We start from the raw sequence: 24209 nt of genomic DNA on the forward strand, positions 1-24209 counted from the left end.
CACTAATGCGCCGCTTCGATCTCGCCCGCGATCACACGCATTACATCGCGATCGCGATGCGCCTCGGCCAAGGTGCCGGAAAACATTAGTTCGCCACGCTCCAGCACGTAAAGACGATCGACATAGTCCGGAATGTGATGAACATTTGATTCCGCCATCAATACGCCCTTGCCCATGGCACGGATCGAGGCGACGCCTTCAGCGATCAAGGGGATGATGGCCGGCGATAGCCCCTCAAACGGCTCGTCGAGCAACAGCAACTTCGGATCGAGTGTCAGCGCGCGGGCGATCGACACCATCTTGCGTTCGCCGCCGGACAGTTGCGCTCCGCCGCGTGCAAGATACTGCCGTAGCTTCGGGAAGACCGCATAGGCCTCCTCAATACGCTCATGTGCGGGGCGCCCCGTCGGCCGCGTCCATGTCGAGAGCTCGATGTTCTCTGCAACCGTCAAATCGGCATAGACCTCGGATTCCTCCGGTGAGAAACCAATGCCACTCTGCGCGATCTTCCACGTCGGCAATTTCGTCAGGTCAGAGCCGTCAAAGCTGATCTCGCCCGACAACGGGCGGCGATAACCCATAATGCTGCGAAACGTCGTGGTTTTTCCGGCACCATTGCGGCCGACGAGACAGACGAGTTCCCCTGCCGCGACCGACAGGCTGATTCCGTTCAGGATGCGGCTGCCCTGAATATCCACTTTCACGCTGGAGAGCTTGAGCATCAGGACGCCCTCTTCAAGGTCGGTGGCCGCGTTCCCACCACCGCCGAGATCATCGCTGGATCTGCAAAGAATTGATCGGGCGGCATATCGGCCAGAACCCTGCCCTCCTGCAGCGCGACAATCCGATGCGAGTAACGCGCGACCAGATCCATATCGTGTTCGACCTGAACAATGGCGCGGACCCCCGCTGCCTTCGCCGCGGTCACGAGAACCTCCATAATGGCATGCTTGTCCCCGGTAGAGACGCCGCTGGTCGGTTCGTCGAGCAGGATAACCTTGGGGTTGAGCGCGAAAGCGCTGGCAATATCCAGCAGCTTCTTCTCGCCCTGCGACAGCGTCGATGCCACGGTGTCCAGCTTGCCGCGAAGACCGAGAACCTCCGCGACGCGCACCACATCCGCCTGAAGCTCGCGATCCTTCGACAGCGAACGAAATGGATTTGAGATTCGCTGCAATCGTGAGGCAACGGCAACCGCCAGAGTTTCGCGCACCGTCAGCGCCGGAAATATGTTCACAAGCTGGAAAGCACGCGACATGCCACGCCGCGCCAGTTCAACAGGCCCCACACCCGCAATGTCCTGACCGAGAAAGCGGACCTCGCCCATGGTCGGTCGCAAAAGACCCGTGACAACATTGACGAGCGTGGTTTTGCCGGCGCCGTTTGGCCCGACGATCGAGACGAATTCACCATCATCGACGTGAAACGATACGTCATGCAGCGCTCTGAATGCACCGTAGTGCTTGGAGACGCCGATCGTTTCGAACAACCGCGCACCGGCGGCCGGGTTTCCGCTATCGCGCATCACCTGTCTCCTGTCTTGCGGGAGGCGAGCATCTCGACGGCCCCCGACAGACCTTGCGGCAGGAAAATCACGAGCAGCACCAGCACGCCGCCCATCACGAAGCGCCAATACTGGGTGATGGCCATCACAAAGTCCTGCAGCAGTACGAATGCCAGCGCCCCGACTGCCGGACCGACAAAGGTTCCGCTTCCACCGAGAACCGCCATGAACACCAGATTGCCGGAATGGGTCCAGTAAGCCAGTTCAGGATCGGCGAGACCGGTCGTGATGGCGAGAATGGTCCCGCCGATACCGCCATAAATCGCGGAAATCACGAAAGCCGCAAGGCGCATGCGGAAAATCTGCACACCGACGTAAGCCGCCTTGCCCGCGTTCTCGCGGATCGCCTTCAGATGCAACCCGAACGGCGATTGGGTAATGCGCCACATGATTGCTCCCAACACACCCAACAGCGCGAGCACATAGTAATAAAACGGCCCGGTGAGAAATGCGGTCTTTCCGCCGCCCCATTCCATGCCGAACAGCAGCGGGCGCAGCACGCGCATCCCCTGATCGCCACCGGTGACGCTGTAGAACTTGAATAGAAAGGAATGGAACAGCATGCCGAACGCAAGGGTCAGCATACCGAAGAAGATTCGGGTGTAACGCACGCAGAGCATGCCGATAACAAGCGCAACCGCCGCCGAAACAACCGCGCTGGTGAGGACAATCAACTCAAAACTCAGCACCCCGAATTTTGAGGTCAACGTCGAGGCGGTATAGGCCCCGACGCCAAGAAAGAGAGCGTGCCCGAACGAAAGCAGTCCCGTCGTTCCAAACAGCAGGTTGAAACCGAACAATGCGATAGCATAGGCAAAGAACGGCACCAGCAACAGAAGCGCATAAGGTGACGCCACCAGCGGCATAAGACCCATTAGCGCAGTCAAGCCAATGAAGATCCAAAGCCCCTTGATGTGCGGCAGCGAGCGCCGCCTCGGCGTGGTCAGCGAGATATCGAGAGATTGTTCACTCATGCCGTCACCTTGCCGAACAGCCCTGCGGGCCTGAGAATGAGCGCTGCGACGACAACCAGATAAACGGACAACAGCTCCATTTCCGGCATGATCGAAATCGATGCAGCACGCATCAATCCAACAATCAGCGCACCGACAAGCGCGCCACGCATGCTCCCCAAGCCACCGATAACGACAACGGCGAAGGCTTCCACTACCAGCTCGACCGCCATGTCGAGCGAGGCCGCACTCGACGGCACGACCAGTGCGCCGCCTACCGTGCCGAGCATGCAGCCGACTGTGAACACAAGTGCGAAAATTTTCGACGCGTTGACGCCAAGCCCTTCCGCCATGTCGCGGTTTTCAGCTGTCGCCCGCACAATACGCCCGGTCTTTGTGCGCTGGAGAAATAACCCGAGCGCGACCGCAATGCCGATGCTCGCCGCGATCACCAGCAAATTGTAGGTCGGCACCTGCACACCCAACACATGCGCCGTGCCGTAGGCCATGTAGGCGTTGTCCATGGTGCGCGGTGTCGCGCCCCATGTGAAGCGGAAGACGTCCTGGAACATCAGCAGCAGGCCGAAGGTGAGCAGCAGCTGATAGCTCTCATCCCGCCGATAGACCGTACGCAACACGCGTTCAATCGGCAGCCCGACAAGGCCGATGGCAAGACCTGCCAGAATCAGGACGGGAAAGAACATCATCGGCGGGAGCCCGAGCTTCATGGCGACAGCAACCGCCGTAATCCCGAAATACGCTCCCAAGGCATAGAAGGAGCCACACGCGAGATTGACGATCTGCTGCACGCCGAACACGAGCTGAAGCCCAGCCGCCACCAGGAACAGGATGGCGGCGTGGAATATCCCGCCGAGGACGATATCGACGATCGATGTCATCGCTTAGACCGGCAGTTTGGCGGTCTTGATCCATTCCCAGAAATCCGCACCGGGCGGTTTCTGCAACTGATCCGCCTGGAATGTGTCGATCGAAGCCAGCGTCGGGAAATCGTACTTGTTCTTGTTGGTCGACGGCCCCTGATAGAACACCTGCTCCGCGATCTTGTCCTTTCGGAACCGGCCCTTGCCGCCGAGGCTTTCGACTTCGATGCCGGGCATGGCTTCGGCAACCATGTCAGGCGTCGGCCATTTCTTGGCGGCTTTTTGCGCCGCCTCGACACCGGCCTTGTAGCTAGCAAGCGCGAAATAGGCGCGGTCCGCTTCCCAGTGCGGAGCCTCCTTATACTTGTCCATATAATCCTGAACGAACGCCTTCTGCAGCGGCGACGCTTGCGGATGATCGAAGTAAAGCGTGTTGTGCCCGAAGATCACGCCTTCCGGCATGAACTCCTTCTTGAGCTGATTGAGCTGCCAACCCGCCGCCGGCAGCACGACCTTCACGCCATCAAACAGGCCAGCGGCCGCGCCCTGCTTCATGAATACCGGCAAGTCGGCAAACAGCATCGAGGAGAAAATCAAATCCGGCTTGGCCGCCTTCAGCGCAGCGATATGCGACGTCAGATCGAGTGTACCGACCTTCGGCCATTGCTCGGCAACGAACTCCGCCTCCACGCCGTAGCGCGCGAGGATTTGCCTGAAGGCCTCCCAGTTGTTGCGGCCGTAAGAATAATCCGGGTTGATACCGGCGACGCGCTTGAACTTGCCTTTGAAGTGCTTCACGGCCAGCAGCGACGCCATAACGGCCTCACACTCGTTGTCGGTCGAGCGGAAGACGTAACGCGATTTCGGCATCACTTCCTTCACGCCGTCCTGCGTGGTGCCGTCCCACATGACGAGAAGGGACTGTTCCTCCTCCGCGACAGGGGCAACTCCGAGACTGACGCCGGTCGAGATCAGGCCATGAACGCTCTCGACCTTCTCCTGCAGCACCAGGCGCCGGAACCGCTCGATGGTGTCCTTGGGATTCGTTTCTTCTTCAATGACCAACTCGAACTTTCGTCCGGCGATGCCGCCGTCCTTGTTCATGCGCTCCGCAGCCCACTGCACGGCACGGATGCCACATTCGCCGGCAGTACCGGCGACGCCGGAACGCGGTGCAATGATGCCGATCTTGAGCGGTTTGTCTTGGGCAATGGCCGGGGCAAACAATTGCGGCGCAGCAGCAACGGCAGCGCCTGCACCGGCGAGCTTGGAAAACGCGCGGCGAGTGAGCTTCATCTGATGTCCTCCCATGATCTATCAGCGCATCTGCCGTGCGCTCTTGCCATACCATAAATATATCAGACGCATTTCAGCAAGCGCTTTTTGCAGGGAGCGTCAACTTGCAGCAGATCATTGCCCAACTAATAGATTGGTGATATGTCAGATGGCAAATGGCCGGATAGGGTCGCCGGCCGCCCCGGAAACAAAGGAGAAGGCGCCATGGAACTCACATCCAGCCCGATGACTGACCGGCAGCGGAAATACCGGGCGACCTACAGGGACCGAATCGCGGGCTGGTACAACGGCTGGCTGCACGCCTTCGTCATTTACGTGATCGGGTTCACCGCCCTCTCCGTTTATATCGCCAACATCAGCAACGTTCGCTGGTGGGAATTTCTGATCGTGCCGGTGACATTCCTGGCGGCAAACTTCTTCGAGTGGTGGATTCACCGCTTCGTCATGCATCGCCCGTCGCAAATCAAAGCATTTCGCGCGATCTACAACCGGCACACGCTGATGCATCACCAGTTCTTCACCGAAGAGGAAATGCGCTTCGCCGATCATAACGACTGGCGCGTCACGTTCTTCCCTCCCTATGCCCTTGTCACGTTTACATTGATGTCGATCCCGCCCGCGCTGGTTCTTGGCTGGCTCGTTTCACCGAATGTCGGCTGGCTGCTGATCTGCACCACGACATCGATGTATCTCATCTATGAATTCATGCACTTCTGCTGCCACGTCGACGAGAACTGGTTTGTGCGCAACATGCCTTTCGTCAATACCATCCGGCGTCATCATGCGGCCCATCACAACCAGTCGATCATGATGGAGCGGAACATGAATCTGACCTTCCCCGTCATGGACTGGCTGTTTGGCACCTCGGACCTCGATCGCGGCCTGATCGGCCATATCTTCAATGGCTACGACACCCGCTACATCCGGAAGAACATGCGCAAGACGTCGCGGACCCCGAAGCCGGAAGCCGCCGGTCAGGGTACGGGATTCGCTACGCCTGCCGAATAGCAGCAGCCGAAACTGAACGGAGATTGGCATGAGTGCGATCGAGCCGAACTGGCTATCGCTGATCTGGTTTGCCGGGTTAGCCACCGTGTGCGGAGTTGCCTTCCTCATCGTCGCCGGCATGTTCCCGCTTCATGCCCGGCCTGATGCAGCAAAGTCTCCGTTCGTCACGCTACTTGTCCTCGGCAACGCCGCGTTACTGGCCATACTTTTGGGCGCCACCGGACTCTATGGATATCTTGAGCTACGATGGACCACGCTGATCGTCGTCAGCGGGCTCATCTTCCTGTTTGCGCCGGCGCTGTTCGAGGAATGGCGGTGGCCGCTGCGCAATACCGCGGTCGAGCTATCCGTACTGATCGGCGTTCAGGTGCTGGCACTTGCGATCTTGAGCAAGATCGGCGGTTCAGCGCTGGCGAGCCTGTCGTGAAAATGCGTCGATAAGGTCAAGGGAGAAACCAATGCCCGTAAAGATCAAATTTGTACTATCCATCGTAGTTGTTCTCGTCGCGGCTATCGCGTTCTACATGCAGCACGCGCTCGGCCACGGCCGCATTCAGTATCTCGTGGCATTTCTCGGGTGTCTGATGGTGTTCGCGATGTGGCTGTTCCCCGAGGTGAAACGCGAAGAAACAGCAGGCGGTATTCGTCGGGAACAACAGCCGGGCCGCTGAACCCGGCGACTGTGCGCTCCTGTCAGGGGAACAGTCCGCGTGTGATTTTCCCGGCGCGCACACGCTCAACACCAATCGCCATGGCAGCGGTTCGGTTGAAAATCTTGTCGCGTTTTGCCCGCGAAGCCATTTGATCGAACGCGCGATTGAGGATCTGATACTCGCGCCGCGTCACCTCTTCCTCTTCCCAGAACAGTTGCTGCAGGTCCTGCACCCATTCGAAGTAGCTGACCACGACGCCACCGGCGTTGCACAGAATGTCCGGGATCAGGAAAATCTCGTCCTGGCGCTTCTCCAGCACGAGGTCTGCGTCAGGTGTTGTGGGACCATTCGCCCCCTCGGCGAGAATCCTGCATTGCAGTTTTCCGGCAATACTCGCGTCGATGACGCGTTCGGTGGCGGCCGGCACCAGAACGTCGCAAGGCAACGTCAGCATACTGACCGGATCGCACTGCAGTTCTTCTGAGTAGCCGAGAAGACTGCCATGCTTTGCGACGTGCCTCATCAGGTCGGCCACATCCAAGCCCGCTTGGCGATGCAGCGCACAGGTGTGATCGCTGACTGCAACAATTGTCACGCCCATCGCCTGCAATTCCGCCGCAGCGATCGACCCGACGTTTCCGAAACCCTGAATCACGGCCGTCGCGGTGTTCAGCCCGATTGAACGCTCGGTCATCACGCGTTTGGCGAGGTGAGCGACACCGCGCCCCGTTGCCTCCCGTCGCCCCAGCGTTCCGCCTGCGCTGACCGGCTTTCCGGTCACGATTTCCGTGACGGTGCGGCCCTGATACATCGAATATGTATCCATGAACCACGCCATCACCTGCTCGTTGGTCCCCATGTCAGGCGCCATCACGTCGATATGAGGCCCGACAAATGGAATCATTTCCTGCATGTAGCGACGCGACAGCGATTCCAGTTCGTGTGCGGACAGGCTTGAAGGATCGACGCCGATGCCGCCCTTGGCGCCGCCATAAGGCAGCCCCACGAGAGCGCACTTCCAGCTCATCCAGATCGCAAGCGCTGCGACCTCGCCGAGATCGACGCTTGCGGCAAAGCGCGTCCCTCCCTTGGTGGGGCCGAGCGTCAGGTGATGCTGAACGCGATAGCCTTCGAAAACCGCCGTCGATCCATCGTCACGATGAATGGGACAGGAAACGACCACCGCGCGCTTCGGCAACAGCAGCCTGTCACGTTCATCTGCAGGAATCGCGAGATAATCCGCAATGACGCCGAACTGGTTGGCCGCCATATCGAAAACCGGGCCGCTGTAAACTGTCATTGACGTCTCATCGGCTTGGTCAGCTGCGGAGATGGGCATCTCCGCAGCAACAAATCTGCTGATGTGGTCGAAGGGACAAGAATCAACGTATCGAGACAGCCTTATCGCACGAAAAGAATCTCAGCGCCCCCCTTGCAAAGCTCCGACTCGCCTAGATTCCACCCATGCAGAGGTACTTGATCTCGAGATAATCCTCGATGCCGTACTTGGAGCCTTCGCGGCCGTTGCCGCTTTCCTTGACGCCGCCGAACGGTGCGATCTCGGTCGAGATGATGCCCTCGTTGATCCCGACCATGCCGTATTCAAGCGCCTCGGCGACGCGCCACACCCGCCCGATGTCGCGGCCGTAGAAATAGGCTGCCAGTCCGAACTCGGTATCGTTGGCAAGGCGGATGGCTTCCTCTTCGGTCTTGAACCGAAACACCGGCGCCACCGGACCGAATGTTTCCTCGCGGAAGATCAGCATATCCGGGGTCGTGCCGGTCAGGACCGTCGGCTCATAGAACGTGCGGCCGAGCGCGTGACGCTTGCCGCCAATCGCAACCTTGGCGCCCTTGGCGGTCGCATCGGAGATGTGCTCTTCGACCTTCTCGACGGCAGCCATGTTGATGAGCGGACCGATGGTAACGCCCTCGCCGAAACCGTCGCCGACCTTCAGGCCGCGCACCGCCTGCGACAGCTTCTCGACGAACGCGTCGTAAATCTTGTCCTGCGCGAAGATGCGGTTGACGCAGACGCAGGTTTGCCCGGCGTTGCGATACTTCGATGCCATCGCACCCTTCACCGCGGCGTCAATATCGGCGTCATCGAACACGATAAACGGCGCATTGCCGCCAAGCTCCATCGAGGTGCGCTTCACGGTCGAAGCGCTCTGCTCCATCAGCTGCTTGCCGATCTCGGTCGAGCCGGTGAAGGTCACCTTGCGCACGATCGGGTTCGACGTCATCTCGCCGCCGATGGCCGAGGCCGATCCGGTCACCACGGAGAACACGCCCTTCGGCACGCCTGCGCGTTCGGCCAATACCGCCAGAGCCAGCGCCGACAGCGGCGTCTGGCTGGCGGGCTTCACCACCATCGTGCAGCCTGCGGCCAGCGCCGGGGCGGCTTTGCGGGTAATCATCGCCGCCGGAAAATTCCACGGCGTGATCGCAGCGCAGACCCCGATCGGCTGCTTCAGCACCACGATGCGGCGATCGGCCGTAAATGGGGGAATCGTGTCGCCGTAGATGCGTTTGCCTTCCTCGGCAAACCACTCGATGAAGCTCGCAGCATAGGCGATCTCGCCCTTGCTTTCCGCCAAGGGTTTGCCCTGCTCCGCCGTCATGATCATGGCGAGGTCTTCCTGATTGGCCATCATCAGGTCGAACCATTTGCGCAAAACGGCGGAGCGCTCCTTTGCCGTCCTGGCGCGCCAGGCCGGGAGCGCGGCATTCGCCTGTTCGATGGCACGCTTCGTCTCGCCCGCGCCCATGTTGGGCACCGAACCGACCAGCTCACCGTTCGCAGGATTGTCGACCTTGATCGTACCGCCGCTATCGGCCGCGACCCACTCGCCGCCGATGAAGCAGCCGTCACGCAACAGCGAAGCGTCTTTCAGGGTGAGTTTTGATACCTTGTCCAGCATGTTACGAAGCCTTGTTGATGGGCGCGATCAGCGTTTCGCGCAATTTGAAGCGGATGATCTTACCAGAACCGGTGCGCGGAATCTCGTCCGGAAATACCGAAGCTGGAAACCTTCTATACCCCACGGCAATGATCGAGAAGGTCCTCGGTTCCCATGCTTGTTCTGGCCCGCGCAACTGCAAACAATGCAGGGCATCGCACCGCAATCGATCACATTCACGATTGTGTTGACGACTTCTGGCGGCAAGCGAGCGTGGAGCCGCTCCCAGCGAGGCCGCATATATACCGGCGAAAGAGTTGCCGAACTCGTGCGCGCCGCCAGCATACGCGACGCAAGCGGCGGCAGCGCGTCAAGGACAGCACACGGTCTTAATTGCCTCCACGCCTGCGCTGGCTATCAAGCACGACGCGTCTGTCGCGGCCAGGCTATCTGCAGCGGCGGACACGCACGCCATTGACCCACACGGTGCGGCAAACGACCGCTGGACGAACGACCACTGGACGACGGACGACGGCCGCTCCACGGGGCCCAACGCAGCCTGCGCGATAAACTCCACGGGCACAGACGACCGCGTTGGCGTCAGTGGTCACGACAGTCATCGTTCCGCCAAAGGCCAGAACAGCGGCCGCAATAAGCAAGATTGTGCGCATGATTACCCTCCCGCACTACCTGATTGATCCTGGCGCAATTCTCCCGAACAAGTCCGACGCACCGCCGACTACTTCTTCTCCGCGGCGGTCAACACCTTCTTGCACTCAGGGGTAAGCTTGTCGCTCGACTTGGACAGACAAGCGATGACCCGGCCTCCTCCTGGCGCAACGCCTTTGCAGAACTTCTCATAATCCCCCATGCATGCGCTGCGCCGTTCAGCCGTCAGATCCTGCGCATACGCAGCACCTGACAACCCAAGAAGAGCAACAATCAAGATCGTGCGCGTCATGTGTACATCCTTTCCGGTTGTTAGCAGATCAAATCAGGTCAGTGAGGTTCTTGCTTCTTTGCTGCTCAGCCGTTGTACTCGAACTCCGTAAAGTCCCAAGCAATACGTTCAAACCGAATTCATCCGATACCGGCCTTCGTCGTGGGGAAAGACCATGCAGGATATCCGAAGCAAATGGCTTACGTTTTACGCTGAGCATGTCGAACACGTCTCAAAGGAGATGTTTAGTCACGTCGAAAAAATGATCGTCGCGACATTGATCATATCAGCAGGCGCACATGTCTCCAGTACCGACCCGGCCATACTCCTGTTCGGCTATTTGCGTCACAGTCTGGTTGGCCGTGGAGTCGAGCTATTTGGTATCATCCTTCTTATTCTCAATTTCCTCGACGGCTTCTACAAGCTCACAAGATTGAGTTGGCATGTCGCGTATCTGATCATTATGTCCGTTTGTTACTTTGCTTTAAGCGTCCGACTGGTCCAGCTGATCCTGGCTTTTCGCGGTGAATAGCGTACCGCGCATCAGATCTTCGCAGGTAAAACGAAAACGGGTCTATCGCGCGGCAAACTGAGCGAGAACATCCTTGCAGGCGGGTGAAAGGTCAGCCGCTCGCACGGCCAGACACTGCACGATGCGGCCACCGCCGGGTGCAACGCTTCCGCAAAGCGTGCGAACATCTCCGCTGCACGCAGATCTCAGGACAAGCAACTCCTCGCGTGGCCGCATGGGCCGCAGCACCAAGGCAGGCGCTGGAACTGCCGCCGCTCCGGCAGGCGCCGCAGCGGTGGTCGGCGCACTACCCGCGGCTGGCGCTGCTCCACCACCGCCCACTGCGCTGACTGCCTTCTGGCAGCTTGGCGAAAGTTTCGGCATGCTCTTCTGCAAGCACTGCAATGACGCCTCGCCGCCCGGCGGCACGCTTGCACAATTCTTCTGATAGTCCGAACGGCAGGCGCTGCGTATGGCAGCGGTTTGCGTATCGGTCGGCTTTTGTGTTGGTGTAGCAGCCGCCTTGGGAGCTGCTGCAGCCTTGGGCGCAGCCGCCGGTGCGGCGGCTTTGGCCGGTGCAGGAGCCGCGGGCGCTGGTGCGGATTCCGCCTTGGGCGCGGCGGCGGCCGGTTCGATGGCATTCACAGCCTGCTTGCAGGACCCGGAAAGCTTCGACATGTTTTTCTGCAAGCACTGCAGCGAAGCCGCTCCACCTGGCGGCACACTGGCACAATTAGCTTCATAATCCGCGCGGCATGCAGAGCGGATCGCATTGCGCTGTTCATCGGTGGGCTGTTGGGAAGCAGCCGGCACTACAATCGTGAAAACGACCACTGCCGCCAGTGCCCACAACGCGGCAACACGCTTCAACGTGTTGATCATCTGAAAATTCCTATTGTTGTTGCCGAATTCGTCGCGCCAACTAGAATGAAACTGTAAAAAATTTGGCGGAACAATCCTCGCCAGCCGCATCATTTTCGTTTTTGAGTTCCACCGCAAGCAGATTGTTGTTATTCCTAGCTGGCGGACGCAATTTTTGATCGAGCGTAATTCCGCTGAAACATCATGAGGCGAGGCATCTGAATGAAGCCTGCGTGTCCGACCTCGTTCACCGCGCTCATCGCTGCTGTTGATCGCAGATCACACAGGGCCTCCCGTGTCCTTCTGGCCATATTCGCATTCGTCACGCTAACTGCCTGCGAACAAAATAGTTTTGTGGCCCCGCCGCCCGCCAAAGTCGATGTCGGGCTGCCTGTGCAGCGCACCGTCACCCGCTACCTGATGGCCACCGGCAACACCGCCCCGGTCAACAACGTCGATCTTGTGGCCCGGGTACAGGGTTTTCTCCAGTCGATCTCCTATCAGGACGGCGCCTTCGTGAAGCAAGGCACGACGCTGTTCACGATCGAGCCCGAGACTTACAAGCTGAAGCTTGAGCAGGCACAGGCAGCCGAGGCTGGTGCACAGGCCTCGTTGAGACAGGCTGAGTCCGACTTCAAGCGCCAATCGGATCTGGTCTCGCGACAGGTCGTGTCGCAGGCAACTCTCGAACAGTCCACGTCCTCACGGGACAATGCGCAAGCCAATCTGCAGCAGGCCCAGGTCAATACCAAGATCGCGGAGGTCAACTACAGCTACACCAACGTCACCGCGCCGTTCGATGGAATTGTCAGCGCGCGTCTCGTCTCAATCGGCGAGCTCGTCGGGGCGTCATCGCCAACCCAGCTTGCAACCATCGTTCAGCTCAACCCGATTTACGTAAACTTCAACGTCAATGAACAGGACGTTTTGCGGATACGCGCGGCGGCCGCTGAAAAAGGTCTCACGCCGAAAGACCTCAAGGAAACGCCGATCGAGGTCGGACTTCAGACCGAGAACGGCTTTGCACACCAGGGGAAGCTCGACTACGCAGCGCCAACGGTCAATCAGTCGACCGGAACCCTTGCAGTGCGCGGGGTTCTGTCAAATACCGACAGGGTTCTACTGCCCGGATACTTCGTACGCGTTCGCGTTCCTCTCGATCAGCAGAAGGATGCCTTGCTGATTCCCGATGTCGCATTGGGGAGCGATCAGGCCGGAAGATATGTCCTTGTGGTCAACAACGAAAACATCGTCGAGCAACGCAAGGTGCAGACCGGACCTCTCGAAGGCGAATTACGCGTGATCGAGAGCGGATTGAAGCCTGATGACCGTGTTGTGATCGCCGGCCTGCTCCGCGCGATCCCCGGCCAGAAGGTCGATCCGCAGCTTCAGAAAATCGGGCAACCTCGCGCATCCGCAAACTAGGACGGGGCCATGATCTCGAAATTTTTCATCGAGCGGCCGGTTCTTTCGAACGTCATCGCGATCCTGATGGTCCTGATCGGCGGCGTTGCGCTGCTTGGCCTTGCCGTCGCACAATACCCCGACGTGGTGCCTCCGACCGTGCAGGTCACGACGCGCTATCCCGGCGCCAGCGCCAAGACCGTCATCGACACCGTCGCGCTGCCGATCGAGCAGCAGGTGAACGGCGTCGAAGGCATGCTCTATATGCAGTCCTACAGTGCCGCCGACGGCACCTACTCGCTCACGGTGACGTTCAAGATCGGGACCGATCTGAATTTCGCGCAGGTGCTGGTTCAAAACCGGGTCTCCAGCGCCCTGTCGTCCCTGCCCCAATCGGTGCAGACACAAGGTGTCACGGTCCAGAAGAGGTCCACAGCAATCCTGTCGTTCGTGACACTGACCTCGCCAAACGCCACGTACGACAGCCTTTTTCTGAGCAACTACGCCACCATCAACATTCGGGACGAGCTATCGCGCCTTTCCGGAGTCGGTAACGTCACCGTGTTCGGTGCCGGTCAGTATTCGATGCGTGTCTGGCTTGATCCCAACAAGCTGCAGGCGCTGGCGCTCATGCCGCAGGATGTCATTCAGGCGATCCAGCAGCAAAGCCAGCAAGTCACCGCAGGCCAGATCGGGATGCCGCCAACGCCTCCCGGACAGGCTTTCCAGTACACCCTCAACATCAACGGACGACTCGACGACGCTACCCAGTTTGACGATGTCATCGTCAAGACCGGTAACAATGGCGACATCGCCCGCGTTCGCGACGTCGGGCGCGTTGAACTCGGCGCTCAGACCTATAGCCAGATATTCTCGCTCGACGGGAAACCAGCCATCGGCATCGGTGTCTTCCAGTCGCCCGGGGCGAATGCGCTGCAAGTCCAGCAGGCCGTCCAGACGAAGATGGACGACCTGTCACGCGGCTTTCCGCAAGACATGAAATTCGAAATTCCGTTCGATACCACCAAGTTCGTGTCGGCCTCGATCCATGAGGTGTACAAAACACTGATCGAGGCGGGGTTTCTGGTTCTGATCGTAATTCTCGTGTTCCTGCAGGACTGGCGCGCCATGCTGGTTCCTGCAACCACGGTACCTGTCACGATTATTGGCGCATTCGCCGCGATGGCCGCGCTCGGTTTCACCATCAACCTGTCGACGCTGTTTGCGATCGTTCTCGCCATCGGAATCGTGGTCGATGACGCGATCGTCGTCGTCGAGGGGGCCGCTCACAACATCGAACAAGGATTGTCCGGCCATGATGCGGCAATCAAGGCGATGGATCAGCTGTTCGCTCCGATCATCGGAATCACGCTGGTGCTGGTATCTGTGTTCTTGCCGGCTGCGTTTCTGCCGGGGCTGACCGGCCGCATCTATGCGCAGTTCGCCCTTGTGATCGCTGCAACCGCCCTGATCAGCGCGATCAACGCGGCAACCTTGAAGCCGACACAATGCGCACTGTGGCTGCGGCCACCGGTCCCGCCGGAGCAGCGCAACTGGTTCTACCGCGGATTCAACGCGATCTACGACCGGGTCGAGAAGGGTTACACCGCTCTGATCGGCCGCATGGTCGCGCACAGCAATCTGTCGGTCGTTGTTGCGCTGATCCTGATCGGCATCGGCGGTTACGGCCTGTCCCGCGTGCCGACCGGATTCATTCCCATTGAGGATCAAGGTTACCTGCTGGCCGCGGTTCAGTTGCCGGACGGAGCATCACTCGATCGCACACAGCGCGTTCTGGATCAGGTCACCGAGATATCAAGCAAGACGCCCGGCGTTGCGCAAGTCATCAGCATCGCCGGCATATCGGCGCTCGATAACAGCTCGAGCCTCGCCAATGCAGGCGTCTCCTACCTCATGTTGAAGGACTGGGATGAACGAGGCGCAGGAGAAGATCTGCGCTCGCTTGTAGTCGGACTGAACAGGAAACTCGAAACTATTCCGGAAGCACGGATATTCGTGCTTCCGCCACCACCTATACAGGGCATCGGCAATGCCGCCGGCTTTGCCATGCAGGTCGAATTGCGTGATGGAAACTCCGATTTCGGCAAGTTGCAGGCCATAACGCAGGCGGTGGTGGCCAACGCAGAGACGCAGAGCGCCCTGCAGCGAGTGAACTCACCGTTCCGCTCCATGGTGCCGCAATTCGACGTTGAGGTGGATCGGATCAAGACCCAGACACTGCACGTCACCACCGATCAGGTGTTCTCGACGCTCGCGTCCTATCTTGGCGCATCCTACGTCAACCAGTTCAACAAATTCGGCCGCACATTTCAGGTCTATGCCCAGGCGGATTCGCAATTTCGCCTGACCACCAAGGATATCGAAAACCTGACGGTGCGAAACCAGCAAGGCGCCATGATCCCGCTTGGCACAATTGCGACCATTACGCCGACGGTCGGCCCCTCACTCATCAGTCTGTACAATCTCTACCCATCCGCGACCATCATCGGATTGCCCGCCCAAGGCTACAGCTCCGGCCAATCCATGGCGCTGATGGAAAAAGTCGCCGAGAAAACCTTGCCGCCGGGCACCGGATACGAATGGACGGCGATGTCGTATCAGGAGAAGGCTGTCGGCAGTCAGATCTACTTCGTCTTCGGCCTCGCCCTGCTGCTCGTCTACCTGGTGCTGGCCGGACAATATGAAAGCTGGTACGCGCCGATCGCCGTCATTCTAGCTGTGCCACTGTCGTTGCTCGGCCCGATGGCCGTCCTTACAGGACTAAGAATCGAGAACAATCTCTACACGCAAATCGGATTGATCCTGCTGATCGCCCTGTCGGCCAAAAACGCTATCCTCATTGTTGAAGTCGCGCTTGAACTGCATGTCCGCGACCGGAAGCCACTGCTGGAGTCCGCCGTGGAGGCTGCGCGGGCGCGATTCCGGCCTATCTTGATGACGTCGTTCGCTTTCATTCTTGGCGTTGCGCCATTGGTATTCGCCACCGGCGCCGGCGCCAGCGCACGCAAATCAATCGGCATTACTGTGTTCAGCGGCATGATCGCCTCCACCTGCCTCGCGGTGCTTTTCGTTCCGACGTTCTTCGTCATCGTCCAGCGATTTGAGAATTGGCTACGTGAGCGCAAGGAAAAGAAGGCCGGTTCACAGGCGACGGCGTAATCAGGTCCCTGACCTTCTGATGTAGTTACATCTCCCTCACGCGGTATCCGATCCCCGGCTCCGTCAACACCACGCGAGGATCGTCCGGCTTGTCCTCGATCTTCTGCCGGAGCTGGCCGATATAGACCCGCAGATACTGCGTATCCTCCGTATGTGCAGGCCCCCAGACAGCGGCGAGAATTTGCCGGTGCGTGACGACACGGCCTGCGTGCCGCGCCAGAAAGGACAGCAGATCGAACTCCTTCGGTGTCAACTTGAGCTCCGCACCCCCGCGCGTGACACGATGACGAACCGAATCGACCTCCAGGTCGCCGACGCAAAGCAAAGGCGTCTCGGCCTTGCGCTGCAAGCGATGGCGCAGTGCCGCCCGCATCCGCGCCATCAACTCACCGACATTGAACGGCTTGTTCACATAGTCGTCGGCGCCAAGATCGAGAGAATCGATCTTCTCGGCCTCGCGTTCGCGCGCCGACAGCACGATGATCGGCACGTCCGACCACTCCCTGACACGGCGGATGACATCCTTGCCGTCGCCGTCGGCGAGCCCAAGATCCAGCAAAACAATATCCGGAGTTTCGGCAGCAATTCGTTTGATTGCGTCAGCGACAGTATCGGTGCTGCTCATCTCATAGCTGTTCGCTTCGAGTGCCGGCTTGAGGAAGCGCAGGATCGCTGCTTCGTCGTCAACGACCAGCACACGGGCTCTGGCAGTCATGCCTTCGGATCCTTTCGCGGAAATGTCATGATGAAGCGAGCGCCGTGGTTCTCGGCAACAGGACTCTCCGCCCGGATTGAACCTCCATGCGCTTCCATAATGCCCTTGGCAATGGCAAGCCCAAGCCCGGTCCCCTGCCCACCGTCGGTGCTTGCATTCAGACCACCCCCCTTTACAAAGCGGTCGAAGATTCGCGGAAGAACATCGACAGCAATGCCAAGCCCGTTATCCGTCACGCGCAGAGAAATTTCGCTTTCAGCTGCTACGGCATCAATGACGATATGTGTATGCTGCGGAGTGTGCAGCACCGCATTGGCGACAATATTACCGATGGCTTGTTCGACCAGTATCGCATCGGCACGCACCAACGGCAGATCCGCCGGCATTTCGATGGCCAATGATTGCCGAGCTCCACGACGACGCGCGGCGCTGATAACACGAGCGACGATGTCGCGCAGATCGATCCAATCGTTCCGCAACTCAAGCGCGCCCGCGTCGATCCGCGTGATCGCCAGAAGGTTGCGCACCATCTCGTCGAGACCTTCGGTCTCCTGCTTGATCTGTCCGAGCAAATCGGTCTTCGACGCTGCATCGAGTTTGTCGCCATAATCGAGAAGACTCGTCGCAGACCCAAGTATCGATGACAGTGGCGTACGGAAATCATGGGAAATCGAAGCTAGCATGGTATTGCGGACCCGTTCGGCCTCGGCGGCGGTCTTGGCGTCGACCATTTCGCCTGCCAATGACGCCCGCTCAAGCGCAGCCGCCGCCTGTCCGCATAAGGTATCCAGCAAGGCTCGCTCCTCCGAGTCGAGCGGCGGCGCATCTTTCTCTGTCGCGACGCCAATGGTCCCCAGCACCTTGTTGCCGATCCTCAGCGGCGTAAAAAGCCACGGGATGATCGGCAGCGTACCCGTATTTGCGCCGGCGGGCTCGGCGTGATTATAGGCCCAGCGCGCGGCTGTCATCGCCGCAGCATCAAGCTCGTCCTCCGGTGGCCAGGCCGCCGTTAGCGCCACATCGTCATCCTTTGCCAACAACACCACGACCGGCCGCCTCAAACTGGTGTGAATTTCGCTCGCAGCACCCTCCGCAACATCAACGGAACTGGCCAGTCCCGACAGCCGCCGCGTGAATTCGTACAACCGACGTGTCGCGCGCATTCGATCCGCCGAAGTCCGCGCCTGTGCGCGAACCCTGGCCGCCATGGCGGCACTGGTGATCGCGACAACGAGAAAGATAACCAGTGCGAGCAATTCATAGGGCTCAGCAACGGTCAGGGTGTGCAGCGGTGAAATGAAGAAGAAATTATAGGCGAGGAACGACAGGATCGACGCATAGACCGCCGGCCAGATGCCGAAATTCATCGCGCTAAACAGCACCGCCAGCAGGAACACGATCGAGAGGTTCGGAATAGGCGTCAGCCTCGTGAGAACCTCGCCAGCCGCCACCGCCCCGCTGACTGCGGCAGTGGCATATAGAAAATGGGACGAGTTCAGTTTTTCAGTAGACCAGCGTCGCCGCGGCCGGGGCGGAGACGCTGCAACATCAGCCTCTCGCGTGACCAGATGAATCGCAATATCCTGTGTTCTCCGCACCAGTTCGTGCGGAAGCGAGCGCCGCAGCAATTCGTTGATAAGGCCCCCGCGCGCCCTGCCAACAACAATCTGGGTTACGTTCTCGAACTTCGCGAACCGCAGAAGTTCAGCCGGCATGTCGGTGCCGGTCAACGTCTGGGTGTCAGCTCCAAGGCTCTCGGCAAGCTTCAGTATCTCATCCAACCGCTGGCGCGCGACGCTGTCGATATAAGCACCTGGCCGCTCCACCGTTACGGCGATCCACGGTGCATCCATCAAATCGGCGAGACGTTTGGCTGCACGCACGACGCTCGGTGAGATTTGGTCGGGTCCGACACACGCAAGAATGCGTTCGCCTGCCGCCCAGGGCCCTTCAATCGCCTGCGCCTGCATGCTTTCGATGAGAGCAGCATCGACACGTTCGGCCGCCCGCCGCAGCGCGAGTTCGCGCAGCGCCGTGAGATTCTGCGGCTTAAAGAAGTTGTCGACAGCGCGAGCGGCGGTATCCTGAACATAGATCTTGCCTTCAGCCAGGCGCTTCAACAGTTCGTCCGGCGGAAAATCGACCAGCACGACCTCATCGGCTTTGTCGAAAACCTTGTCCGGCACGGTCTCGCGCACCCGCACCTTGCTGATCTTCTGAACAACGTCGTTGAGGCTTTCCAGATGCTGGATGTTCAGCGTCGTCCAGACGTTGATCCCTGCCCGCAACAGCTCATCGATATCCTGCCAGCGTTTGGGATGACGGCTGCCGGGCACGTTGGTGTGCGCGTATTCATCGACCAGCAGAAGGTCCGGTCTGCGCGCGAGAGCCGCATCGAGATCAAACTCGCGCATCACCTGATTGCGGTAGACGATCGGCTTTCGAGGCAAAACCGCGAACCCGTCGATGAGTTGCTCGGTCTCCCGCCGGCCATGCGTCTCGATCAGCCCGGCGGCAATATCCTTGCCGCCGGATTTCTCGCTGCGCGCCGCCGTGAGCATCGCGTAGGTTTTGCCGACACCGGGGGCCGCGCCGAGGAAAATCTTCAGTCGTCCCCGCCCTTCCTTGCCGGCGAGGGCTAACAAAGCATCAGGTGAGGCTCTCTTCGTCTCCTCGCTAGACATTCAACTCCTCGGTAGCTGCACTCACGAACCCATCTTATCCATTGCAAGGTTCAACTGCAGCACATTTACGCGAGGTTCACCCAGAAAGCCGAGACTGCGCGTCGCAACCATCCCCTCCACAAGCGAGCGAAGTCGCGCTTCCGGCAAGCCCCGCGCTTTCGCAACCCGCGGCACCTGAAACAGCGCCGCTGCCGGAGAGATATCCGGGTCAAGCCCGCTTCCCGACGTGGTCACAAGGTCGACCGGGACAGCCGCCGAGGAATTCTCCTTCTTCAGAGTCTCAACGCCACTCGCAAGCCGCTCGGCCAGCACCTTGCTGGTCGGGCCGAGATTCGATCCCATGGAGTTCGAGGCATTGTACGGAGCCGGGCCGGTCTTGGAGGAATCCTGCGGGTCAGGCCCGGTTGTCGCCGAAGGCCTGCCATGGAAATACTTGGCTTCCGTGAACTGCTGCCCGATCAGCGCAGAACCGATCACCTTGCCGTCCTGTTCGATCAGGCTGCCCTGCGCCTGATAGGGGAACAGCACCTGTGCCGCTCCCGTCATCGCCAGCGGATAGATCAACCCGGTGATGGCCACGAGGCCGATAAGGAATACAAGCGCGGGACGAATTTCTCTCAACATGACTAAACCTCTCAAGCCAACTTCAGGGCTGTAACCACAAGATCGATCGCCTTGATGCCGATGAACGGCAGGATCACACCGCCGAGCGCGTAAACCAGCAGATTCCGCCGCAGCAACGCAGCCGCACCGACAGGACGATACTTCACACCCTTAAGCGCCAGCGGAATCAGACCGATGATAATGAGTGCGTTAAAGATGATTGCCGACAGAATCGCGCTTTGCGGAGACGACAGTTGCATCACGTTCAACACGCCGAGTTGCGGATAGAACGCCACAAACATCGCAGGAATGATCGCGAAGTACTTCGCCACATCGTTGGCAATGGAGAATGTCGTCAGCGCTCCACGCGTCATCAGCAATTGCTTTCCGATCTCCACCACCTCGATCAGCTTGGTGGGATCGGAATCGAGGTCGACCATGTTGCCGGCCTCGCGCGCCGCCTGGGTGCCGCTCTGCATCGCGACGCCGACATCCGCCTGCGCCAGTGCAGGAGCGTCGTTGGTGCCGTCACCGCACATCGCGATCAGACGTCCGTTCGCCTGCTCGCTGCGAATGTAACGCAGCTTGTCTTCCGGTGTCGCTTCGGCGATGAAATCATCGACGCCCGCTTCGGAGGCGATGGAGGCCGCCGTCACTGGATTGTCGCCGGTGATCATCACCGTTTTGATTCCCATGCGGCGCAGGGCGGCAAACCGGTCTTTCACATCGGGCTTTACGACATCCTTGAGATGGATCACGCCAAGGATGCGCCCGCCATCGGCCAAGCCGAGCGGCGTGCCGCCCGAACGTGCGATCCGGTCGACCGCCGCACGGAACGCGGGCGGTTCGGTGATATCCCCACCCGCCTCGTCGCGAGCGAATTTCAGAACCGAGTCGATTGCGCCCTTGCGCAGTTTGCGCGTGCCGATATCGACGCCGGACAGGCGCGTCACAGCCGAGAACGGAATGAAGGCCGAGCCCTTTGGCACCGCTGCGCGTTGAACGCCGTACTTCTCCGCTGCCATCGTTATGATCGAACGGCCTTCCGCCGTCTCGTCCGCGTCGCTCGCAAGCAACGCAGCTTCGGCCGCTTCGCGTTCCGTCACGCCCGGAACGACGATAATCTCCGTCGCGAAACGGTTGCCGAAGGTGATCGTGCCGGTTTTGTCCAGCAACAACGTATCGACGTCACCAGCGGCCTCGACTGCGCGCCCGGACATCGCCAGCACATTGAAACGAACCAGGCGATCCATGCCCGCGATGCCAATCGCGGACAACAGCGCGCCGATCGTGGTGGGAATCAGCGTCACGAACAGTGCAACCAGCACCACCACCGAGATCGATCCACCCGCATAAGCGACATAGCTCGGGATCGTAGCCGTGGCGAACACGAAAATGATCGTCAATCCGACCAGCAGGATGTTCAACGCAATCTCGTTTGGCGTCTTCTGCCGCTCTGCGCCTTCCACCAGCTTGATCATGCGGTCCAGGAACGACGATCCCGGCGATGACGTAATGCGAATGACGATACGGTCGGAGATCACCGTGGTGCCGCCTGTGACCGCCGAACGGTCACCGCCGGACTCCCGGATCACCGGCGCCGACTCACCCGTAACCGCAGCCTCGTTGACCGATGCGATACCCTCGATCACCTCGCCGTCGCCAGGAATGATATCGCCCGCCTCGCAGACAACGAGATCGCCTGCTTCGAGCTGGTCCGCAGACACGCCCTCATAGAGTTCATCGTTGTCGGCCGACAGAAGCCGCTTGGCGCGCGTTTCCGTTCGGGTCTGCCGCAGCGTATCGGCCTGCGCCTTACCGCGCCCTTCCGCGACGGCTTCCGCGAAATTGGCAAACAGCACGGTAAACCACAGCCATATGGCGATTTGCAGCTCAAACGCGATGTTCTCGGCGCCGATGACGATGTCGCGTATCAGCAGCACCGTCGTCAGCACCGTGACCACCTCGAGCACGAACATCACCGGATTTTTGGCGAGCGTGCGCGGATTGAGCTTGACGAAAGCCTGACCGATAGCCGGCAGGACGATGGACGGATCGAGCAGCGTCGTTGCCGATACGTGTTTACGCAGTTTCGCGGATTCCATAACGTTACTCCGAGGGAGATAATCTAGAACGAGCCGCCGGCCAGCATCGCGAGATGTTCGGCGATGGGGCCCAGCGCCAGCGCCGGAAAGAAGGTGAGTCCGCCGACGATCAGGATCACGCCGACCAGCAGGCCGACGAACAGACCGCCAGTGGTCGGGAACGTCCCGCTGGACACCGCTACGGTTTTCTTCGCGGCAAGCGACCCGGCAATCGCCATGGCAGGCACGATCATCCAGAACCGGCCGACAAACATCGCGATCGCACCAGCCAGGTTGTAGAATGGGGTGTTGCCCGTGAGTCCACCGAAGGCAGAGCCATTGTTTGCGGTCTGCGAGGTGAACGCGTAGAGCACTTCGCTGAAGCCGTGCGGACCGGCATTCCCCATCGATGCAACCGCCGGCTCATAGACCACCGCGATCGCCGTCCAGCCCAGCATCATCAGCGGCAGGATCAGGATGGCAAGCATCGCCATTTTGACCTCGCGCGCTTCGATCTTCTTGCCGACGTATTCCGGCGTGCGGCCGACCATAAGGCCTGCGACAAACACCGTGACGATGACAAACAGCAGCATCCCGTAAAGACCTGCGCCGACGCCGCCGACGACGATCTCGCCCAGTTCCATGTTGATCAGCGGAATCATGCCGCCGAGCGCCGTGAAAGAGTCATGCATTGCGTTGACCGCACCACATGAGGCGGCGGTAGTGACAACGGCAAACAATGCGGATGCAATAATGCCGAACCGGACTTCCTTGCCTTCCATGTTGCCGCCGGACAGGCCAAGCGCCTGCAGCGCAGCCGTGCCGTTGGCTTCAGCCCAGTAGCAAACCGCGACGCCGACAATGAACAGCACGCCCATAGCCGCCAGGATCGCCCAGCCCTGCCGCTGATTGCCGACCATCCGGCCGAAGACATTCGTCATGGCAGCGCCGAGAACGAAGATCGCCAGCATCTGCACGAAGTTGGACAGCGCGGTTGGATTTTCAAACGGATGCGCAGCATTCGCGTTGAAGAAGCCGCCTCCATTGGTGCCCAGCATCTTGATGGCCACCTGCGAAGCCACAGGGCCGACCGCGATGGTTTGCTTCGCGCCTTCCAGTGTTGTCGCATCGACGTACGGGCCGAGCGTTTGAGGCATACCCTGCCACACAAGAAACAGCGTGAGCAGCACGCAAATCGGCAGAAGCACATAAAGCGTACTGCGGGTGAGATCGACCCAGAAGTTGCCGACGGTTTGCACCGACGCTCGCGAGAATCCGCGAGTCAATGCAACCGCGATGGCAATGCCCGTCGCACCCGACAGGAAATTCTGATGCGTCAGGCCCAGCATCTGCACGAGATAGGACATCGTGCTTTCGCCGCCGTAGTTCTGCCAGTTGGTGTTGGTGATGAAGCTGACGGCCGTGTTCAACGCAAGCTCGGGCGCGACTGCGGACTGGCCTGCCGGATTGAACGGCAGCGCACCCTGCACGCGCATCAAAGCGTACAGAAACACGAAGCCGCCAACATGAAACAGGAGTATGGCAACCGTGTAGGCAAGCCAGTGCTGCTCGCGCTTCTCGTCAACCCCGCCAACACGATACAGAGCCAGCTCAACCGGCCGCAGGATCGGCGACAGGAATGTGCGTTCGCCCGCGAACACGCGGGTCATATAGCCGCCGATCACAGGAGTGAGCGCGACGAGGACGATACAGAAAATGATGATCTGGGCCCAGCCGATCATTGTCATGGCGGACTCCTAGAAACGCTCGGGACGCAGCAAAGCGTAGGTGAGATAGACAAGCAGCCCCGCTGTTGTCAGCGCGGCTAACGAATAATCAATGGACATGAGACGCCTCTTTAGAGCCGGTCGCAGGCGATGGCGTAACCCATCGTCAGGATGAAAAGGCCAAAGACGATGGCCAGCATGAGCAGATCGAGCATGGAAAACTTCCCACAAATGATTGGGCT

The 24209-nt window shown here is 59.7% G+C and carries 22 protein-coding genes; 6 read left to right on the forward strand and 16 right to left on the reverse strand.

What is annotated here, in order from left to right; translation table 11 throughout:
- Nucleotides 1-2 precede the first annotated feature (2 nt).
- Genes HNQ36_RS04100 through HNQ36_RS04120 form a run of 5 tightly spaced genes read right to left on the reverse strand, consistent with a single transcriptional unit; the run spans nucleotide 3 to nucleotide 4694 of the window.
- Nucleotides 3-722: an ABC transporter ATP-binding protein gene (locus HNQ36_RS04100; RefSeq protein WP_184082638.1), complete on the reverse strand. Its 720-nt coding sequence runs from the start codon at nucleotides 720-722 to the stop codon at nucleotides 3-5.
- Complete coding sequence (locus HNQ36_RS04105) at nucleotides 722-1525, reverse strand: ABC transporter ATP-binding protein (RefSeq protein WP_184082639.1); 804 nt, start codon at nucleotides 1523-1525, stop codon at nucleotides 722-724. Before HNQ36_RS04105 ends, HNQ36_RS04100 begins: the two co-directional genes overlap by 1 nt.
- Nucleotides 1525-2538: a branched-chain amino acid ABC transporter permease gene (locus HNQ36_RS04110; protein WP_184082640.1), complete on the reverse strand. Its 1014-nt coding sequence runs from the start codon at nucleotides 2536-2538 to the stop codon at nucleotides 1525-1527. Before HNQ36_RS04110 ends, HNQ36_RS04105 begins: the two co-directional genes overlap by 1 nt.
- The gene (locus HNQ36_RS04115) at nucleotides 2535-3416 is read right to left on the reverse strand and encodes a branched-chain amino acid ABC transporter permease (protein WP_184082641.1); all 882 of its coding nucleotides are present in this window, start codon (nucleotides 3414-3416) and stop codon (nucleotides 2535-2537) included. The genes HNQ36_RS04110 and HNQ36_RS04115 overlap by 4 nt, the downstream gene beginning before the upstream one ends.
- Nucleotides 3417-3419: 3 nt before the next feature.
- Nucleotides 3420-4694: an ABC transporter substrate-binding protein gene (locus HNQ36_RS04120; RefSeq protein ID WP_184082642.1), complete on the reverse strand. Its 1275-nt coding sequence runs from the start codon at nucleotides 4692-4694 to the stop codon at nucleotides 3420-3422.
- A gap of 204 nt (nucleotides 4695-4898) precedes the next feature.
- On the opposite strand from HNQ36_RS04120, the gene HNQ36_RS04125 reads away from it, so the two are divergent.
- From HNQ36_RS04125 to HNQ36_RS04135, 3 genes are read left to right on the forward strand one after another with little or no spacing between them, the layout of a single operon-like run.
- Nucleotides 4899-5702: a sterol desaturase family protein gene (locus tag HNQ36_RS04125; protein WP_184082643.1), complete on the forward strand. Its 804-nt coding sequence runs from the start codon at nucleotides 4899-4901 to the stop codon at nucleotides 5700-5702.
- Nucleotides 5703-5730: 28 nt separating this feature from the next.
- Entirely contained in the window at nucleotides 5731-6129 is a 399-nt protein-coding gene (locus HNQ36_RS04130; RefSeq protein ID WP_184082644.1) for a hypothetical protein, read from the forward strand.
- A 31-nt stretch (nucleotides 6130-6160) separates the two neighbouring features.
- On the forward strand, nucleotides 6161-6373 hold the full coding sequence (locus HNQ36_RS04135; protein ID WP_184082645.1) for a hypothetical protein: 213 nt from the start codon (nucleotides 6161-6163) through the stop codon (nucleotides 6371-6373).
- Nucleotides 6374-6395: 22 nt separating this feature from the next.
- On the opposite strand, the gene HNQ36_RS04140 is transcribed toward HNQ36_RS04135, so the two are convergent.
- The 4 genes from HNQ36_RS04140 to HNQ36_RS04150 form a co-directional block, all read right to left on the reverse strand.
- Nucleotides 6396-7655, reverse strand: a complete 1260-nt coding sequence (locus HNQ36_RS04140) for a Glu/Leu/Phe/Val family dehydrogenase (protein ID WP_184082646.1) — start codon at nucleotides 7653-7655, stop codon at nucleotides 6396-6398.
- Between the two features lie 151 nt (nucleotides 7656-7806).
- Nucleotides 7807-9279: an NADP-dependent succinate-semialdehyde dehydrogenase gene (gene gabD, locus HNQ36_RS04145; protein ID WP_184082647.1), complete on the reverse strand. Its 1473-nt coding sequence runs from the start codon at nucleotides 9277-9279 to the stop codon at nucleotides 7807-7809.
- Between the two features lie 425 nt (nucleotides 9280-9704).
- Entirely contained in the window at nucleotides 9705-9929 is a 225-nt protein-coding gene (locus HNQ36_RS26065) for a hypothetical protein (RefSeq protein ID WP_083992677.1), read from the reverse strand.
- 68 nt (nucleotides 9930-9997) lie between these two features.
- A complete protein-coding gene (locus HNQ36_RS04150) occupies nucleotides 9998-10219 on the reverse strand; it encodes a cysteine rich repeat-containing protein (protein ID WP_184082648.1) in 222 nt (73 codons plus the stop codon).
- Nucleotides 10220-10373: 154 nt separating this feature from the next.
- Here HNQ36_RS04150 and HNQ36_RS04155 point away from each other — a divergent pair, with 154 nt between their 5' ends.
- Complete coding sequence (locus tag HNQ36_RS04155; RefSeq protein WP_184082649.1) at nucleotides 10374-10730, forward strand: hypothetical protein; 357 nt, start codon at nucleotides 10374-10376, stop codon at nucleotides 10728-10730.
- 42 nt (nucleotides 10731-10772) lie between these two features.
- On the opposite strand, the gene HNQ36_RS04160 is transcribed toward HNQ36_RS04155, so the two are convergent.
- Complete coding sequence (locus HNQ36_RS04160; protein ID WP_184082650.1) at nucleotides 10773-11591, reverse strand: hypothetical protein; 819 nt, start codon at nucleotides 11589-11591, stop codon at nucleotides 10773-10775.
- A gap of 201 nt (nucleotides 11592-11792) precedes the next feature.
- Between HNQ36_RS04160 and HNQ36_RS04165 the strand changes: the two genes are divergently transcribed.
- Complete coding sequence (locus HNQ36_RS04165; RefSeq protein WP_184082651.1) at nucleotides 11793-12995, forward strand: efflux RND transporter periplasmic adaptor subunit; 1203 nt, start codon at nucleotides 11793-11795, stop codon at nucleotides 12993-12995.
- A 9-nt stretch (nucleotides 12996-13004) separates the two neighbouring features.
- Nucleotides 13005-16154, forward strand: coding sequence for an efflux RND transporter permease subunit (locus HNQ36_RS04170; protein WP_184082652.1), 3150 nt, complete (start codon nucleotides 13005-13007; stop codon nucleotides 16152-16154).
- Nucleotides 16155-16179: 25 nt separating this feature from the next.
- Here HNQ36_RS04170 and HNQ36_RS04175 read toward each other — a convergent pair whose 3' ends face one another.
- From HNQ36_RS04175 to HNQ36_RS04200, 6 genes are read right to left on the reverse strand one after another with little or no spacing between them, the layout of a single operon-like run.
- Nucleotides 16180-16869 (reverse strand): winged helix-turn-helix domain-containing protein, encoded by a 690-nt coding sequence (locus HNQ36_RS04175; RefSeq protein WP_184082653.1) that lies wholly within the window; start codon nucleotides 16867-16869, stop codon nucleotides 16180-16182.
- Nucleotides 16866-19553 (reverse strand): sensor histidine kinase, encoded by a 2688-nt coding sequence (locus tag HNQ36_RS04180; RefSeq protein WP_184082654.1) that lies wholly within the window; start codon nucleotides 19551-19553, stop codon nucleotides 16866-16868. The genes HNQ36_RS04175 and HNQ36_RS04180 overlap by 4 nt, the downstream gene beginning before the upstream one ends.
- 21 nt (nucleotides 19554-19574) lie before the next feature.
- The gene (locus HNQ36_RS04185; RefSeq protein WP_184082655.1) at nucleotides 19575-20177 is read right to left on the reverse strand and encodes a K(+)-transporting ATPase subunit C; all 603 of its coding nucleotides are present in this window, start codon (nucleotides 20175-20177) and stop codon (nucleotides 19575-19577) included.
- 11 nt (nucleotides 20178-20188) lie between these two features.
- A complete protein-coding gene (kdpB, locus tag HNQ36_RS04190; RefSeq protein ID WP_184082656.1) occupies nucleotides 20189-22261 on the reverse strand; it encodes a potassium-transporting ATPase subunit KdpB in 2073 nt (690 codons plus the stop codon).
- Between the two features lie 23 nt (nucleotides 22262-22284).
- Nucleotides 22285-23988 (reverse strand): potassium-transporting ATPase subunit KdpA, encoded by a 1704-nt coding sequence (gene kdpA, locus HNQ36_RS04195; protein WP_184082657.1) that lies wholly within the window; start codon nucleotides 23986-23988, stop codon nucleotides 22285-22287.
- Nucleotides 23989-23997: 9 nt separating this feature from the next.
- Nucleotides 23998-24087: a K(+)-transporting ATPase subunit F gene (locus HNQ36_RS04200; protein WP_046829212.1), complete on the reverse strand. Its 90-nt coding sequence runs from the start codon at nucleotides 24085-24087 to the stop codon at nucleotides 23998-24000.
- Nucleotides 24088-24209: the final 122 nt, after the last annotated feature.

The organism is Afipia massiliensis (assembly GCF_014203115.1).
Lineage (GTDB): Bacteria > Pseudomonadota > Alphaproteobacteria > Rhizobiales > Xanthobacteraceae > Afipia > Afipia massiliensis.